The sequence below is a fragment of the Bradyrhizobium sp. BRP22 genome, assembly GCF_020194175.1.
GTDB lineage: Bacteria > Pseudomonadota > Alphaproteobacteria > Rhizobiales > Xanthobacteraceae > Bradyrhizobium.
Genome location: NZ_JADYVX010000003.1, coordinates 191800 through 207017 on the forward strand (window position 1 = coordinate 191800; position 15218 = coordinate 207017).

16 protein-coding genes are annotated in these 15218 nt (G+C 62.6%); 13 read left to right on the plus strand and 3 right to left on the minus strand.

The genetic code is table 11. From position 1 onward, the window contains the following. Positions 1-885, plus strand: a complete 885-nt coding sequence (locus I6F35_RS05470) for an NAD(P)-dependent oxidoreductase (protein WP_225116636.1) — start codon at positions 1-3, stop codon at positions 883-885. Positions 886-893: 8 nt separating this feature from the next. After that, positions 894-1649, plus strand: a complete 756-nt coding sequence (locus I6F35_RS05475) for an IclR family transcriptional regulator (protein WP_225116637.1) — start codon at positions 894-896, stop codon at positions 1647-1649. Positions 1650-1662: 13 nt separating this feature from the next. Here the strand turns inward: I6F35_RS05475 and I6F35_RS05480 are convergent, their stop codons facing one another. After that, positions 1663-2343, minus strand: a complete 681-nt coding sequence (locus tag I6F35_RS05480) for a GntR family transcriptional regulator (protein WP_225116638.1) — start codon at positions 2341-2343, stop codon at positions 1663-1665. 138 nt (positions 2344-2481) lie between these two features. Between I6F35_RS05480 and tcuA the strand changes: the two genes are divergently transcribed. Beyond that, positions 2482-3873 (plus strand): FAD-dependent tricarballylate dehydrogenase TcuA, encoded by a 1392-nt coding sequence (gene tcuA / locus I6F35_RS05485; protein WP_225116639.1) that lies wholly within the window; start codon positions 2482-2484, stop codon positions 3871-3873. Beyond that, positions 3860-4966: a tricarballylate utilization 4Fe-4S protein TcuB gene (tcuB, locus tag I6F35_RS05490; protein WP_225116640.1), complete on the plus strand. Its 1107-nt coding sequence runs from the start codon at positions 3860-3862 to the stop codon at positions 4964-4966. The genes tcuA and tcuB overlap by 14 nt, the downstream gene beginning before the upstream one ends. A gap of 83 nt (positions 4967-5049) precedes the next feature. Here tcuB and I6F35_RS05495 read toward each other — a convergent pair whose 3' ends face one another. Beyond that, positions 5050-5637, minus strand: coding sequence for an ANTAR domain-containing protein (locus I6F35_RS05495; protein WP_225116641.1), 588 nt, complete (start codon positions 5635-5637; stop codon positions 5050-5052). After that, the gene (locus tag I6F35_RS05500) at positions 5634-6806 is read right to left on the minus strand and encodes a transporter substrate-binding domain-containing protein (RefSeq protein WP_225116642.1); all 1173 of its coding nucleotides are present in this window, start codon (positions 6804-6806) and stop codon (positions 5634-5636) included. The genes I6F35_RS05495 and I6F35_RS05500 overlap by 4 nt, the downstream gene beginning before the upstream one ends. Between I6F35_RS05500 and I6F35_RS05505 the strand changes: the two genes are divergently transcribed. The 9 genes from I6F35_RS05505 to I6F35_RS05545 all read left to right on the plus strand — a co-directional run bounded on the left by I6F35_RS05505 (position 6781) and on the right by I6F35_RS05545 (position 15210). Further along, positions 6781-6948, plus strand: coding sequence for a hypothetical protein (locus tag I6F35_RS05505; RefSeq protein WP_225116871.1), 168 nt, complete (start codon positions 6781-6783; stop codon positions 6946-6948). The genes I6F35_RS05500 and I6F35_RS05505 overlap by 26 nt on opposite strands. A gap of 279 nt (positions 6949-7227) precedes the next feature. Then, complete coding sequence (locus I6F35_RS05510) at positions 7228-8628, plus strand: amidase (RefSeq protein ID WP_225116643.1); 1401 nt, start codon at positions 7228-7230, stop codon at positions 8626-8628. Positions 8629-8645: 17 nt separating this feature from the next. Beyond that, a complete protein-coding gene (locus I6F35_RS05515) occupies positions 8646-9641 on the plus strand; it encodes an acetamidase/formamidase family protein (protein ID WP_225116644.1) in 996 nt (331 codons plus the stop codon). 31 nt (positions 9642-9672) lie between these two features. After that, a complete protein-coding gene (locus I6F35_RS05520) occupies positions 9673-10911 on the plus strand; it encodes an urea ABC transporter substrate-binding protein (protein WP_225116645.1) in 1239 nt (412 codons plus the stop codon). Positions 10912-10992: 81 nt separating this feature from the next. Next, positions 10993-11859, plus strand: coding sequence for a branched-chain amino acid ABC transporter permease (locus I6F35_RS05525; RefSeq protein WP_225116646.1), 867 nt, complete (start codon positions 10993-10995; stop codon positions 11857-11859). A gap of 11 nt (positions 11860-11870) precedes the next feature. Further along, positions 11871-12944: a branched-chain amino acid ABC transporter permease gene (locus tag I6F35_RS05530; RefSeq protein WP_225116647.1), complete on the plus strand. Its 1074-nt coding sequence runs from the start codon at positions 11871-11873 to the stop codon at positions 12942-12944. Position 12945: 1 nt separating this feature from the next. Next, positions 12946-13665 carry an ABC transporter ATP-binding protein gene (locus I6F35_RS05535; RefSeq protein WP_225116648.1) on the plus strand — a complete coding sequence of 240 codons (720 nt, stop codon included), beginning with the start codon at positions 12946-12948 and terminating at the stop codon, positions 13663-13665. Further along, on the plus strand, positions 13655-14365 hold the full coding sequence (locus I6F35_RS05540) for an ABC transporter ATP-binding protein (protein WP_225116649.1): 711 nt from the start codon (positions 13655-13657) through the stop codon (positions 14363-14365). Before I6F35_RS05535 ends, I6F35_RS05540 begins: the two co-directional genes overlap by 11 nt. Positions 14366-14448: 83 nt before the next feature. Further along, complete coding sequence (locus I6F35_RS05545) at positions 14449-15210, plus strand: SDR family NAD(P)-dependent oxidoreductase (protein ID WP_225116650.1); 762 nt, start codon at positions 14449-14451, stop codon at positions 15208-15210. The last annotated feature ends 8 nt before the right edge of the window (positions 15211-15218 follow it).

Genomic DNA, 15218 nt, shown 5'->3' on the forward strand with positions numbered 1-15218 from the left:
ATGGCACAGACAATCGGATTTATCGGTCTTGGCGTCATGGGCGAGCCGATCTGCCGCAATCTGGTGCGCAAAAGCGGACGAAAGGTGCTGGCATTTGATCTTTCGGCGGAGCCGCTGGCGCGGATCGTCGCCGATGGCGCTGCGGCCGCTGGCTCCGTTGCCGAAGTCATCGGCGGTAGCGAGGTCATCTTCATCTGCCTGCCGAGCGCGAAGCATGTGTCATCGGTGTTCGAGGGCGGCATCGCGGCGTCGATCCGAAGCGGTCAGACCGTGATCGACCTCGGCACCTCCGAGGTCGGCATGACCCGTGAGTTTGCGCGGCGGCTGGCGGAGAAGGGCGCGCTCTGGATCGACGCGCCGATCGCTCGCACGCGCCAGGCGGCGCAGGACGGCACGCTCAGCGTGATGGTCGGCGCGACGGCCGACGAATTTGCCAAGGTCGAGCCGCTGATCCGGCATTTCGCCACCGACGTCACGCTCTGCGGCGGCACCGGCGCCGGACAGGTGACGAAGATCCTGAACAACATGGTGCTGTTCGAGACGGTCAACGCACTGGCGGAAGCCGTTGCCGTTGCGAGCCATAGCGGCGTCGAACCAAGGCTGCTGCTGGAAACGCTATCCAAGGGGTCGGCGGACAGCTTTGCGCTTCGCAACCACGGCATGAAGGCGATTGTTGCGAACGAATTCCCGCTGCGGGCGTTCTCGACTGAATATGCGCTGAAGGACCTGACCTATGCGCTGGAGCTCGGCGGTGAGGCCGGCCTGAACCTGCGCGGCGCGGCGCTGATGCGCAGCATTTTCGAGGAGACGATCGACAAGGGGATGGGAGATGCGTACTTTCCGGTCATCGCAAAACTGATCGATCCCGCCAGCTTCTCCAGCTAGGACACACCATGCGTTCGCCCGGCGTCGCCGCCGTCGATCGTGCGCTCACCATTTTGGGGGCGTTCGAGGAAAGACCGGAGCCGATGAGCCTGGCCGAGCTCTCCCGGCACACCGGGATGTACAAGAGCACGCTGCTGCGGCTGATGACCTCGCTGCAGGAGTTTGGCTACCTCGTGCAGCTCCCCGAGGGACGCTATCACCTCGGGCCGACGCCGTTCCGCCTGGGCGCGATCTATCAGCGCGCCAACAATCTGCATGACCGTGTGATCCCGGTTCTGAGGCAATTGGTGGCTGCCGGCACGGAAAGTCCGTCGTTCCACGTCCGGCATGACGGCAAGCGCCGCTTGTGCGTCTTTCGGATCGATTCCCAGCACTCGACGCTCGACCGCGTCGAGGCGGGGATGCTGCTGCCGCTGGACCGCGGCGCCGCAGGGCGAGTCATCCTGGCGTTCGACGGCGAGAGCGGCGAGGTGTACGATCCTATCAGGAAGGGCGCCATTGCGGTTTCGTTCGGCGAGCGCGACCCGGACTGTGCCGGCATTGCCTGTCCCGTGTTCGGGCCAAACGGGAAGCTGGTCGGCGCGCTGTCGCTGTCCGGCCCCAAACCGCGCTTCACCAAGGAGAACATCAAGACGATGTCCTCGCTGCTGTCGCAAGCTGCGTCTCGGCTGACGCGCTCGCTCGGCGGTCCGACCGAGCTTCTCGATCACGCTGCCGCGCCGCTCGACGGGACGGCGCGCCCGCCGCGACGGGCAAGGAAATAGCGCGCGGCGTGCGCTACTGCTTCTGCAGAAGTTTCAAGCGACAGCGCAGCGCTTCCCTGATATGGGTGCGCGCCAGCTTCTCCGCCTTGTCGCCATCGCGGGCGGCGATCGCGCTGATGATGGCGCGGTGCTCCTTGCGGCTGGTCGACGGGCGGCCGGCCACGGAGAAGGTGGTGGGGCCGAGCAGCGCAATCCAGTCCTGCAGCTCCCTGGAGGCACCATCGAGATAGCGATTGCGGGCCGCGCGGCAGATCGCCTCATGGAAGGCGCGGTTGAGCTCCGCCATCTCGGCCGGATCGTCGGGGTGTTCCGCAAACGCCTGCTCGATATCCGTGAGGGCATCGATCTCGGGCCGCGAGGCGTGTTCGGCGGCAAGCCGGGCGGCCGCGCCTTCCAGAATTTCGCGCATGGTATAGAGCTCGAGCACCTCGCTGATATCGAGGCTGCGGACGATCAGCCCGCGGCCGCCTGCCGGCGCCACGAAACCGCGCGCAGCAAGCCGCCCCAACGCCTCGCGCACGGGGGTGCGGCTGACCTTGAGCCGCTGCGCGACCTCTTCTTCGCGCAGCCGGTCGCCGGCGCGATAGGCTCCCGCCTTCAGCGCCTCGCACAAGGAGCGGAACACGGCCTCCCCGAGCTGTACGCCGGAGCCGCGCGAAATCGATCCGATCGCCTTGTTTGGCCGCCTTGCCATCCTGCCTCCGGTCGCAAGCGCATCAATCCCATGCAAAGACGACGCTTGCGGCATCGATGTATATCTTTGTATACAAAAAGGAACAATGGGTGCAAACCCGGAAACGCCGAAAATGGCCTTCGCGATCGGGCAGAAGGAATGAACAGCAAATACGACGTGCTGGTGATCGGTGGCGGCAATGCGGCGCTGTGCGCGGCGATCAGCGCGCGGCGCGCGGGCGCCTCCGTGCTGGTGCTGGAGGGCGCGCCCAAATTCTACCGCGGCGGCAATACGCGCCACACCCGCAACATGCGCTGCGCCCATGACGCGGCGACCGAGATCCTGACCGGCCCCTATACCGAGGAGGAATTCTGGGACGATCTGCTGCGCGTCACCGGCGGGGAGACCGACGAGGAACTCGCCAGGTTCATGATCCACGAATCCAAGGACATCCTGAACTGGATCGTGGAGCAGGGCGTGCGCTGGCAGCCCTCGCTCGGCGGCACGCTCAGCCTCGGCCGCACCAACTCGTTCTTCCTCGGCGGCGGACGTGCGATGCTGAACGCCCTCTATCTCACGGCGGAACGGCTCGGCGTCGACATCCGCTACGACGCCGAAGTCATCGATCTCAGGATCGATGACGGCATGTTCGTCTCCGCCGAGCTGAAGCGGCCGATCGACGGCACGACCGAGGTCCGCGCGTCGACGCTGGTTGCGGCCGCCGGCGGCTTCGAAGCGAATATCGAATGGCTGAAGGAATATTGGGGCGAGGCCGCCGACAATTTCCTGATCCGCGGCACGCCCTATAATCGTGGCTCGATCCTGAAGATGCTGCTGGCCAAGGGCGTGCAGGAGGTCGGCGATCCCACCCAGTGCCACGCGGTGGCGATCGACGCCCGCGCGCCGAAATTCGACGGCGGCATCATCACGCGGCATGATTCAGTCGTGTTCGGCATCGTCGTCAACAAGCATGCGCAGCGCTTCTACGACGAGGGCGAGGACATCTGGCCGAAGCGCTATGCGATCTGGGGCCGGCTGGTCGCCGCTCAGCCCGACCAGATCGCCTACATCATCTTTGATTCCACCGTCGTGACCAGCTTCATGCCGACGCTGTTCCCGCCGATCGCGGGCGACACCATCGCCGAGCTTGCGGCCAAGCTCGAGCTTGATCCGGCGGCGCTGGAAAAGACCATCACCGAGTTCAATGCCGCGGTGCGGCCCGGCACTTTCGATCATACCATCCTCGATGATTGCCGTACCGAAGGCATCACACCGGCGAAGACGCATTGGGCGCGCCGGATCGAGACGCCGCCCTATCTCGCCTATCCGGTGCGGCCCGGCATCACCTTCACCTATCTCGGCACGCGCGTGAATAAGCAGGCGCGGATGCTGATGAACGACGGCAAACCTTCCGCCAACATGTTCGCCGCCGGCGAGATCATGGCCGGCAATGTGCTGGGACGCGGCTATGCCGCCGGCATCGGCATGACCATCGGCAGCGTGTTCGGCCGGATCGCAGGACGGGAAGCGGCAAAGAATGCACGGAACTAGGATCTTGCAGGAAGCCGATCGTCTGATGACGGTCTGCAATTCATGTCGTTACTGCGAGGGGCTGTGCGCGGTCTTCCCGGCGATGGAGATGCGCCGGTCGTTCTCCGACGGCGATCTCAATTATCTCGCCAATCTCTGCCATGCCTGCGGCGCCTGCTATGTCGACTGCCAGTTCTCGCCGCCGCATGAATTCAACGTCAATGTGCCGAAGACGCTGGCGGTGGCGCGCGCCGAATCCTATGCCGCCTACGTCTGGCCGCGCGCGCTGTCCAGCATGTTCGAACGCAACGGGCTCGTCATCAGCCTGGTGGCTGCGTTCAGCATGGCCGCTTTCATTCTCGGCTTTGCCGCCTTCAACGATCCGAAGCTGCTTTTCGGCGTCCACACCGGCCCCGGCGCTTTCTACCGCCTGATGCCTCACAACGCGATGGTGGCGCTGTTCGGCGCGGCCTTCCTCTATGCCATCCTGGCCCTGGTCATGAGCGTGCGCGCATTCTGGCGCGATATTGGCGAGCCGATCGGTGCGCGCGCCGACGGTGGTTCGATCTTCCAGGCGATCCGCGATGCCGGCGAACTGCGCTATCTCCATGGCGGTGGGGTCGGCTGCTACAATGAGGACGATCGGCCGACCGACAGGCGCAAGCTCTATCACCATCTCACCTTCTACGGCTTCCTGCTCTGCTTTGCTGCAACGTCGGTTGCCACGCTCTATCACTATCTGCTGGGACGCGAGGCGCCCTATGCGTGGTGGGATCTGCCGGTCGTGCTTGGCTCGCTCGGCGGCATCGGCCTGATCGTCGGGCCGGTCGGCTTGCTGGTCGCGAAGGCTCGCCGTGATCCTGCTCTGCTGGACGAGGGGCGCTATGGCATGGACGTCGGATTCATCGCCATGCTGTTCCTGACGGGCATCACCGGAATGGCGCTCCTGCTGTTGCGCGCGACGCCCGCGATGGGACCGCTGCTCGCGCTGCACCTCGGCGCCGTGTTCGCGTTGTTCATCACCATGCCCTATGGCAAGTTCGTCCACGGCATCTACCGTTTCGCCGCGCTGGTGCGTTACGCTCAGGAGCGACGCCACGGCCCGAATGGTTAGGCGGATCCAGGGAGGGACGACGAGGTGGTGCTGGTGACCGCCACGGAGATTTCCGCGAAGTCGAACGACCAGGTCAGATGAATCTACCCGGTCGCGCGGGGCAAGCTCCCTTTGGCGGCGATCTCGGCCGACATCTGCTCAATGGTTTTGCGCTGCTCCATGGCAGCCCGCCGGATCAGCGCAAACGCGGCTGGTTCGGCGACGGAGTGGCTGTGCATCACCTGAAGGACAGCAGCCAATACGACGCGACGCGAGCGAAGACGCTCTTCCAGCTTGACGACTTGCTGCTTGAGCTCGTTGGTGCGCTCGGCCCGCTCGAATGCCATCACCAGCGCCGCATAAATACCCGCCGAGCGCAGCGGCTTGACCAGAAATGACGCCGGATCGAGTTCGAGCACCAGCTTCAGCCGGCTCGGCGTCTCGGTGCCCAGCAGGGCGATGACGGGACATCGTCCGAGCACCGCCCGCTGCACGGGCGAGGTAAGCGGCAGGAATTCGTCGTCGATCAGCGTCACATCCGGATCGCACGCCAGGGCGCTATCCGGCTCCCATGTGAAGACGTCGATGCCCAGACGTTCGAACTGGCGCCTGACGATCGACAGGTCACGCTCGTCCTTGATGGCGACGAGCGCCTTGCGGCCGCGGAGGGAAAATGAAGACGGCTTGCTCATTTCACAACCCGCAAATGGAGCGCACTCGGCGACGATCCGTCCCTTGACTTCTCACGCACAGGTCCGGCGGCGACGTCGAGCTGCGTCAGGTAGGGGTCCGGTTTAACAGGCGCATCGGATTCCCAGAAGATGTCGAACTGTCCTTGCGCGTTGGAGACCGCGAGGCGTGGCGTAAGGACGCAATGGTTATTGCCACCATCGATCCAGACCGGTCCCTGCGGCGAATTGTAGCGATAGCCTGCTGCAGCGCGCCGTACCTCGCCAATGTTGGACGTTCCCGCCCGCTGCAGCGCGCGGGCCAGCAGATACACCGCGACATAGGCCGATTGTCCGTCGACCGAGGGGCTGCTGTTTTCACCATGGCGTGCCTTCCAGCGCTGCACGAAGGCGCGGTTCTCGGGCAGGCGGATGCTCTCGAAATAGGCCGATGACGTGATGCATCCGGCCGATGCGGGTCCGACGATCTTGAGCTCCGGTTCGCAGAGGCTGCAACTCAGCATCGGGATTTCGAGACCGGCGGCCGTGGTGGCGGCATGAAGGGCGCGGATGAAATCGTAGCTCGAGCTGCCGACGAGTGTATTGAACACGACCGGCGGCTTGCGGCGGACGATTTCATCCACGATGTGTCCGACTGCGCTTTCGCCCAATTCGAGCAGCCGTTCGGCAACAATGCTTCCTTGCGCGGCCGTCACCAGTTCGCGGGTGACGCGATTGGTCTCCCACGTCCAGACATAGTTGGATCCGACGCAGAAGATGTGCCGTGACACGTTGTCGAGCGCATAGCGCACGAGTGGCAAGACATTGTGGTTGGGCGACGCGCCGACATAGATGACATTGTCGGAGCATTCGAATCCTTCGTAACGGGCAGGATACCAGAGCAGCCGATCGGTACGCTCGACGATCGGCAGCACCTGCTTGCGCGAAGCCGACGTGTAGCAACCGATGATGTGCTCGACCCCGGCGTTGCGAATAAGGTCGTCGCAAACCGTGTGGTATTCCGAAATGACGCCGCGGGGATCGCGGACGTGCGCCGTGAGTGAGAAATCAAAATCAGGGTGATTGTTGATCTCGTCGACTGCCATCAAGGCGCTCTTGAGTATCTCGCGCCCCATGGCCTGGTAGGGCCCGGACTGCGAACATATGATGCCAACTGGAACCGACGGCTTCATCGTTAATGGCTTTCGAGAGAACAGACTTCAGGAAATCATCATCGTCGATGTTGGTGCAAGAGGTCTTGCCGATTTGCTGCGCATGATGCTTGTGAAATTTGTGCAGCCTCCCTCGTTGACAATGCGCTGCACACGAACCTAGAATTTTTGACTACCGGGCTTACTGTCGAACCTTAATTTGCTTCGGTCGGGCCGATGACGTCCTGATCCCTGCAGCGACTGCTTCGTTCGATCTTAAGCCCATGCGATAGACCATAGCAGCGGCATTTGAGCCATTCGTCACCTCATTCGGGAGGGGCGGGTGGCTTTTTTCTTTTGCCGCACAAGAAACTGGCGAAACACGCGTGTGGCCAGGGCGATGCCGCATGCGCAGCGATCGGCCGAGACGCGCTTGAGGAACGACAAACGGGGACGAAAGACAATGCCGACAACAGATATTTGCTATCTCGGGTTGGTCGAAGTTGGGCAGCAGATACAGGCGAAGAAACTGTCACCCGTCGAAGTGACGAAGGCGATGCTTGAACGCATTGAGCGGCTCGACGCCAGGCTCAAGAGTTACGCCTATGTCATGGCGGATTCCGCGCTGGCCCAAGCGGCCGCTGCCGAAAAGGAGATCGCATCCGGCAAGATCAAGGGGCCGCTGCACGGCGTGCCGGTCGCGATCAAGGATCTTTGCTGGGTCAAGGGCGCACCGGCCGCCCACGGCATGACTATCCATCGCGACTTCCGTCCGAGCGAGGACGCCACGGTCGTCGCACGCCTGAAGGATGCGGGCGCGATCATCCTCGGCAAGCTGCAGCAGACCGAAGGGGCCTATGCCGATCATCATCCGAAGATCGACCCGCCGAAAAATCCGTGGAATGCAGATCTGTGGTCGGGCGCATCGTCGAGCGGCTCGGGTTCCGCCACTGCGGCCGGCCTCTGCTTCGGATCGCTAGGGACTGACACCGGCGGATCGATCCGCTTTCCATCCGCAGCCAACGGCATCACCGGGCTGAAGCCAACCTGGGGGCGCGTCAGTCGCTACGGCGCGTTCGAACTTGCGGCCACGCTGGATCACATCGGGCCGATGACGCGTAGCGCGGTCGATTGTGGCGCCATGCTCGGTGCGATCGCGGGCCAGGACGCCAAGGATACCACGGCCGTGCCGCTGCCGGTGCCGGACTATCTCGCCGGCCTGTCCGGCAGCTTGCGGGGCGTTGTGATCGGCGTCGATCGGCGCTGGACCAGCGAAGGCACGGATGAGGCCGCGAGCAAGGTTCTCAGTGAAGGTTCGCGGGTCGCGGCAGACCTTGGCGCCGAGATCAGCGAGATCACCTTTCCGGATACCAAGGCCATGGTCGACGACTGGTTTCCGCTGTGCGGCATCGAGGCGGCGGTCGCGCATGAGGCGACCTATCCCTCGCGCAAGGACGAATATGGCCCTGCGCTTGCGGGGCTGCTCGACCTTGGCCTTCAGCAGTCCGGCACCGACTATCAGAAGATCGTGCTGCGGCGCGAAGCGTTCCGCGGCGCGGTGCGACGGCTGTTCGAAACGGTCGATCTCATCGCCGTGCCGGCCCAGGCGTTCGCCGCACCGACGCTCGCCACGATGGCGACGCTCGGCGAAGACGCTTCCCTGATTGCCGGCTTGTTGCGCTTCACCTGTCCGTTCGACATGACCGGCAGCCCGACCATCACGCTTCCGGGCGGCTTCGCCCCGAACGGCGGTCCGGTCGCCTTCCAGTTTGTCGGCCGCCACTTCGACGAAGCGGGTCTCGTCCACGCAGGCGATGCATTCCAGCGCGTCACTGACTGGCATAAGCGTCATCCCGCTCTCTGATCCAAGGAGCCGTTCGCATGAAAGAAGATTGGTTGCGGAGTTCCATCATGTCGAGGCGTGCCGTCGCGAAGGGGATGGCCGGGGCGAAGCGTAGCCTGACGATCGAGCAGCAAGGGGGCTTTCACTACGTCTACGGACCTTACGCCAAGCCGACGCTGTCGATCGATCCGGGAGAGGTCGTTGTCGTCGAAACCGAGGACGCGTTCGGCGGCGCGCTGACGAGCGAGAGCGACAGTCCCACGGCGAAGCTGAATTTTCCCTACCTCAACCCGCAATGTGGGCCGATTGCCGTCAAAGGCGCCAAGAAGGGCGATTGCCTGGCCGTCTATATCCACGATGTCGAGACCCGCGGCGAGCAGCCGGCCGGAACGACCTGCATCATCCCCGAATTCGGCGGGCTTGTCGGGACGGGTTCGACGGCGATGCTCAATCCGCCGTTGCCTGAACGCGTTCGCAAGCTGCATGTCGACAGGAACGGCGTACGCTGGAACGACAAGATCACGCTGCCCTACGAGCCGTTCATCGGCACGATCGGTGTGTCACCCGAGATCGAGGCGATCTCCTCGCTGCAGCCGGACTATCACGGCGGCAACATGGACCTGCCCGACGTCGCGCCCGGAGCCATTATCTATTTTCCTGTGCACGCCGAGGGAGGACTTCTTTACGTCGGCGACTGCCATGCAACGCAGGGCGATGGTGAACTCTCCGGCGTCGCGCTCGAGCAGCGTGCGACGGTCACGCTGCAGATCGATCTGATCAAGAACTGGAGCTTTGCCTGGCCGCGCCTGGAGACGCGCGACTTCATCATGACGATCGGCAGCGCACGGCCGCTCGAGGATGCGGCCCGCATCGCCTATCGCGAACTCACGCGATGGATGAGCGCCGACTACGGCTTCGACGAGATCGACGCGTACATGCTGCTCAGCCAGGCAGGCCGCATGCGGCTCGGCAACATGGTCGATCCGAAATACACGATGGGTGCATCGATCCTGAAATCTTACCTCAAGGCGTGAACTTCCGAGGCTTTCAACAGGGGATATTTCAATGAAATCAGGACATCTGCTCAAGGTTGCGGTTCTTGGCGTCGTGCTGGGAACCGCGGCGTTCGGAGTTGCCCAAGCGGCCGAGCCTCCGTTGAAGGTCGGTCTGCTCGAAGACGTCTCCGGTGATCTCGCGTTCATGGGCATGCCGAAACTCCACGGCTCGCAGCTTGCGGTCGAGGAGATCAACAAGAGCGGCGGCATCCTCGGACGGCAGATCGAACTGATCCATCTCGACCCGCAGGGCGATAATGCCCGCTATCAGGAATTTGCGCGGCGCCTGCTCAGCCGCGACAAGGTCGACGTGCTGATCGGGGGCATCACGTCAGCTTCGCGCGAGGCTGTCCGGCCGATCATCGATCGAACGACGACGCCGTATTTCTACACCAACCAGTACGAAGGCGGCGTGTGCGACGCCAGCATGATCAGCATGGGGGCGGTACCCGAGCAGCAGTTCTCGACGCTGATCCCCTGGATGGTCGAGAAGTTCGGCAAGAAGGTCTATGTCATCGCGGCCGACTACAATTTTGGGCAGATCTCGGCGGAGTGGAACCGGAAGATCATGAAGGATCTCGGCGGCGAGGTCGTCGGGGAGGAATTCATCCCGCTCGGGGTTTCGCAGTTCGCGCAGACGATCCAGAACATCCAGAAGGCCAAGCCCGATTGGCTCTTGACGATCAATGTCGGCGCCGCCCAGGACTCGTTCTTCGAGCAGGCCGCCGCGGCCAAGCTCAACCTGCCGATGGGCTCGTCGATCAAAATCATGCTCGGCTTCGAGCACAAGCGGTTCAAGCCGCCGGCGCTCAACAACATGCACGCAACCGCGAACTGGTTCGAGGAGATCGATACACCCGAAGCCAAGGACTTCAAGAAGCGCTGGCGCGCGAAGTTCCCCGATGAACTCTACATCAACGACATGGGCTACAACGCCTATAACGCGCTCTACATGTACAAGACGCTGGTCGAGAAGGCGAAATCGACCAAGCTCGAGGACCTGCGCAAGGTGATCGCGGCCGGTGATGCCTGCATCGATGCACCCGAAGGCAAGGTCTGCATCGACCCGAAGAGCCAGCATACGTCTCACCGCATGCGTCTGATCTCGGTCGGCCCCCAGCATGAAGTGACCGTCGAGAAGGACTACGGAACGATCAAGCCCTACTGGCTCGGCGACATTGGCTGCGACCTCACAAAGAAGAATGACAAGGATCAGTACACGCCGAGTCATTTGCCGAACAAGTCGTGACGCATTGATCGGTCATGATTTTGGACTGCACGGGCGCCGCATCGTCGCCGCGCCCCATAGCGAAGGAGCAGGAGACCGACGATGTCGGCTGAACTATTCTCGGTATTCTACCAATTCGCCGACGTCTTCGCGTTTCTGATCCTCTCGGCGGCAGGCCTCGCCATCGTGTTCGGCATGATGGGCGTCATCAACATGGCGCATGGCGAGTTCATCATGTGCGGTGCCTATGTGACGGTCGGGCTTGTCAAGCTCGGCCTGCCGCTTGCCATTGCCCAGGCGCTTGCCGCGCTGACGGCAGGATTGATCGGGGTTGCCGTCGAATACCTCATTGTTCGTCGCCTCTATAAGAGGCCGCTGGATTCGTTGCTCGCCACCTGGGGGCTCAGCCTGATCGTCACGCAATCGATGCTTTTGATCGTGGGATCATCGATAACCGGGATCGGCACGCCGGAGGGCAGCTTCGCCATCGGCGGCTACACCTTCTCGACCTATCGCCTGGTGCTGTTCGCCTGCGCTGTCGCCGTATTGATCGGTCTCTACGTAATCTTCATGAAGACGCGCTTCGGTGTGATGGCGCGCGCCACAATGCAGAATGCGGCGATGGCAAAGGCGTTGGGCGCGCGCACGGGGCGCATCTATGCAATCAGTTTCGGCATCGGCGCCGGCCTTGCGGGGCTTTGCGGTGCGCTTTATGCGCCGACGATGACGCTGATTCCGACGATGGGGGCGACGTTCGTGGTAGAGAGTTTCGTTACCGTCGTGGTCGGCGGCGCAAATGTCCTGCTCGGCACTGCGCCGGCCGCGGTGTTCCTGGCGATGATTCGAATGGCCCTGAATGCGAGCTATGGGCAGATCATCGGCCAGATCGGCATGTTGTTTGCAGTGATCCTGATCATCCGTGTCTTGCCCGAAGGCCTTTCCAGCGTGCTGGTCCGTCGCGGGCGCTAAGCGGGGGTGTGATGTTCAAACTGCTTGATGGTCCGCAGACCTTGGGACGTGGACGGACGTTCTGGTCCTGCTTTCTTGTCGTGCTGGCGGCGGCGCTGATCTATCCGGTCTTTGCGGACTCCTACGATGTCGGCAACTTTTCCTATTTCCTGATCTGGGTCTTCATGGCGCTCGGCCTCTGCCTGATGTGGGGCTATGGCGGCATGCTGTCGTTCGGCCAGACGTTCTTTTTCGGCATCTCCGGTTACGCCTATGGCGTGCTGGCCATCAACATGGGTGGAGGATCGACGACGATCGCCGCGCTCATCCTGTCGGTTTTCATCGCGATGATCGCGGCAGGAATCCTCGGTTACTTCATGATCTGGGGCGGCATCAACGGCATCTTCTTCGGCATCGTGACGCTGTCGGCGACGCTGGTGCTGGCGTTCTTTCTTGGACAGACGGCGGGACCGGAATGGCACATCGGCGCAGCGCGGCTGAACGGCTTCAACGGCATGAAGGGCATGGATCCACTTACGATCGGCGACTTCTACATCGAAGGATCCGCGCTCTACTACGTCATGGTCGCGCTCATCGTCATCGTCTACATCGCGCTGCGCATGCTGGTGAATTCGCGGATCGGTAACGTGATCGTCGCCACGCGCGAAAATCCGCAGCGGGCCGAGATGCTCGGATATGACGTCCGCAAATATCAATTGCTGACATTCACCATCGGAAGCGGGCTGGCGGGCCTCAGCGGCGCCCTCTACACGTCCTGGGGGCAGTTCATCACCCCGTCGAGCATCGGCTTGCCGGCCGCAGCCATGCCGATCGTGTGGGTCGCATTCTCGGGACGAAGCGATCTGACGGCAACGCTGGTCGGCTCGTTCCTGCTGCTGTTCGGCTTCCAGACCATCACTGTTTATAGCCAGCAGGCGGCGCTCGTGCTGATGGGCACGCTTCTGCTCGCCACCGTGATGTTGGCGCCGCACGGCTTCGTGCTCGGTATCGGCAAGCTTGTTGTCGATCGATGGACCGGGCGTCGACGAAGCGACGGGACGCCTGCTCTCGCGGACACCAGCCGTTTGCAATCGGACGAGACGTAACATGGCGCTTGTCGATGTGAAGGGCGTGACAAAACGCTTTGGTGGATTGACGGCCGTCTCAGACGTCGATCTCACGGTGAATGCCGGGGAGGTCCACTGCCTGATCGGCCCCAACGGAGCCGGCAAGAGCACGCTGTTCAAACTGATTGTCGGCCTCTATCCGCCGACCAGAGGCAGCATATTCTTCGACTCCATCGATATCACCGAAGAGCGCCCGTTTGCGCGGGTGCAGCGGGGCATGAGCATCAAGATGCAGGCGCCGAGCGTTTTCAAGGAACTGCCGGTCCGGCAGAATATCCAGATCGCGCTGCAGGGGCGCTTTTCGGGATCGGAGCGCGACGCCGAGGAGGAACGCCTGCTCACGCTTCTCGGTGTGGCGTCGGACAGCAGCAAATTGGCCGGTGCCCTGTCGCACGGCCAGCAGCAATGGCTCGAGATCGGCATGGCGCTGGCGCTGCAGCCGCAGCTATTGCTACTGGACGAGCCGACGGCCGGCATGTCGCCGGAGGAAACGTTCAAGACCGGAGAGCTCATCAAGTCGTTCAATGCCGAGGGCATGACGGTTCTCGTCGTCGAACACGATATGGCGTTTGTGCGCCAGATCGCGCAACGCGTGACCGTGCTGCATCTCGGCAAGATCTTTGCGCGAGGCAGTCTCGAGACCATCATTCAGGACGAGAAAGTCGCGGAAATCTACCTGGGTAAGACGCATGCCCACTGATCGGATCCTCGACGTAAGGGAACTCTGGGCAGGCTACGGCGCCACGCCGATCCTGCAGGGCGTGAGCATGTCGGTATCGCGCGGCGAGATTGTCGGCGTGATCGGTCGGAACGGCGTCGGCAAGTCGACGCTGATGCGGTGCCTCATCGGGCTTCTGGAGACGTGGCGCGGCACGATCACCTTCTTGGAGCAGGATGTAACCCAGTTGCAGGCCGATGCCCGAGCGCGCGCAGGCTTCGGCTATATCCCGCAGGGACGGGATGTGTTTCCGCAGATGAGCGTCGAGGAGAACCTGCAGGTCGGCGAACTGATCGGCGGACCAGAAGGAAAGAAGCTGCCGGAGCTCGTCTACGAGTATTTTCCGCGGCTGAAGGAGCGCCGGCGACAGGTTGCCGGCACGATGTCGGGCGGCGAGCAGCAGCAGCTCGCCATCGGCCGGGCTCTGATCGGAAATCCGAGTTTGATGATCCTCGACGAGCCATCCGAGGGCATTCAGCCGTCGATCGTGCAGCACATCTGCGACGCGCTGAAATCGTTCCGGGCCGAACTGGGGACGACGATCATTTTCGTCGAGCAGAACCTCGACACGATCCTGGAGATCGCCGAGCGCTGCTACATCATGGAAAAAGGCAAGATCACGCGATCACTGGCCGGCGAGGATGTCAACGCAGACAATGTCCGCGCGCAACTTCTGCTGTGAGGTCGACCGGTCCTCTTTCAGGAGTATGCCGATATTCATGAGTGCGTCGTTTGAAATCGAACTTATGACGGAGGGAGACGAACATGGATTTAGGACTTCAGGGAGCCAATGTTCTCGTCACGGGCAGCACGAAGGGGATCGGCCGGGCCATCGCCGAGACTTTTGCGGCCGAAGGTGCCAATGTCGGAATCTGCGCGCGCAATCAGGCGGACGTGGACAGCACCGTCGCACAGCTCAAGGCAAAAGGCGTTGCGGCCTTCGGCGGTTCAGTGGATGTGTCCAATGGTGCGGCACTCAAGGCCTGGGTGAGTGACACGGCATCGAAGCTCGGCGGCATCGATGTCGTCGTCGCCAATGTCAGCGCGCTCTCCATAGGGCAGGATGAGGAAAGCTGGGAGAAGGAATTCTCCACCGACATGATGGGGACAGTGCGGCTGGTGAATGCCGCGATGCCGTATCTGGAAAAGAGCAGCGCGGCTGCGATCGTGACAATCTCCAGCGTCTCGGGACGCGAGGTCGACTTTGCATGCGGTCCCTACGGCACCTTCAAGGCCGCAATCATCCACTATACGCAGGGCCTGGCCTACCAGCTCGCCGGGAAGGGCATACGCGCCAATTCCGTGTCGCCGGGCAACACCTATTTCGAGGGTGGAGTTTGGAACATGATCAAGGACAACAACCCCGAACTGTACAAGACCGCGCTGGCGCTCAATCCGACCGGCCGGATGGGCACGCCACAGGAGATGGCGAATGCCGTCGTCTTTCTTGCGAGCCGGGCCGCCAGCTTTATCACGGGAACGAACCTTGTCGTGGACGGTGCCTTGACGCGAGGCGTCCAGTTCTAAGGCGCATT

Bases quoted from the DNA above. Each gene is read 5' to 3' on its own strand.
- I6F35_RS05535 (WP_225116648.1), top strand. From the start codon at position 12,946: ATGGCGCTTGTCGATGTGAAGGGCGTGACAAAACGCTTTGGTGGATTG.
- I6F35_RS05525 (WP_225116646.1), top strand. From the start codon at position 10,993: ATGTCGGCTGAACTATTCTCGGTATTCTACCAATTCGCCGACGTCTTC.
- I6F35_RS05520 (WP_225116645.1), top strand. From the start codon at position 9,673: ATGAAATCAGGACATCTGCTCAAGGTTGCGGTTCTTGGCGTCGTGCTG.
- I6F35_RS05510 (WP_225116643.1), top strand. From the start codon at position 7,228: ATGCCGACAACAGATATTTGCTATCTCGGGTTGGTCGAAGTTGGGCAG.
- I6F35_RS05495 (WP_225116641.1), bottom strand. From the start codon at position 5,637: ATGAGCAAGCCGTCTTCATTTTCCCTCCGCGGCCGCAAGGCGCTCGTC.
- I6F35_RS05545 (WP_225116650.1), top strand. From the start codon at position 14,449: ATGGATTTAGGACTTCAGGGAGCCAATGTTCTCGTCACGGGCAGCACG.
- I6F35_RS05500 (WP_225116642.1), bottom strand. From the start codon at position 6,806: ATGAAGCCGTCGGTTCCAGTTGGCATCATATGTTCGCAGTCCGGGCCC.
- I6F35_RS05470 (WP_225116636.1), top strand. From the start codon at position 1: ATGGCACAGACAATCGGATTTATCGGTCTTGGCGTCATGGGCGAGCCG.
- I6F35_RS05540 (WP_225116649.1), top strand. From the start codon at position 13,655: ATGCCCACTGATCGGATCCTCGACGTAAGGGAACTCTGGGCAGGCTAC.
- I6F35_RS05530 (WP_225116647.1), top strand. From the start codon at position 11,871: ATGTTCAAACTGCTTGATGGTCCGCAGACCTTGGGACGTGGACGGACG.
- I6F35_RS05475 (WP_225116637.1), top strand. From the start codon at position 894: ATGCGTTCGCCCGGCGTCGCCGCCGTCGATCGTGCGCTCACCATTTTG.
- I6F35_RS05505 (WP_225116871.1), top strand. From the start codon at position 6,781: ATGCCAACTGGAACCGACGGCTTCATCGTTAATGGCTTTCGAGAGAAC.
- tcuA (WP_225116639.1), top strand. From the start codon at position 2,482: ATGAACAGCAAATACGACGTGCTGGTGATCGGTGGCGGCAATGCGGCG.
- I6F35_RS05480 (WP_225116638.1), bottom strand. From the start codon at position 2,343: ATGGCAAGGCGGCCAAACAAGGCGATCGGATCGATTTCGCGCGGCTCC.
- I6F35_RS05515 (WP_225116644.1), top strand. From the start codon at position 8,646: ATGAAAGAAGATTGGTTGCGGAGTTCCATCATGTCGAGGCGTGCCGTC.
- tcuB (WP_225116640.1), top strand. From the start codon at position 3,860: ATGCACGGAACTAGGATCTTGCAGGAAGCCGATCGTCTGATGACGGTC.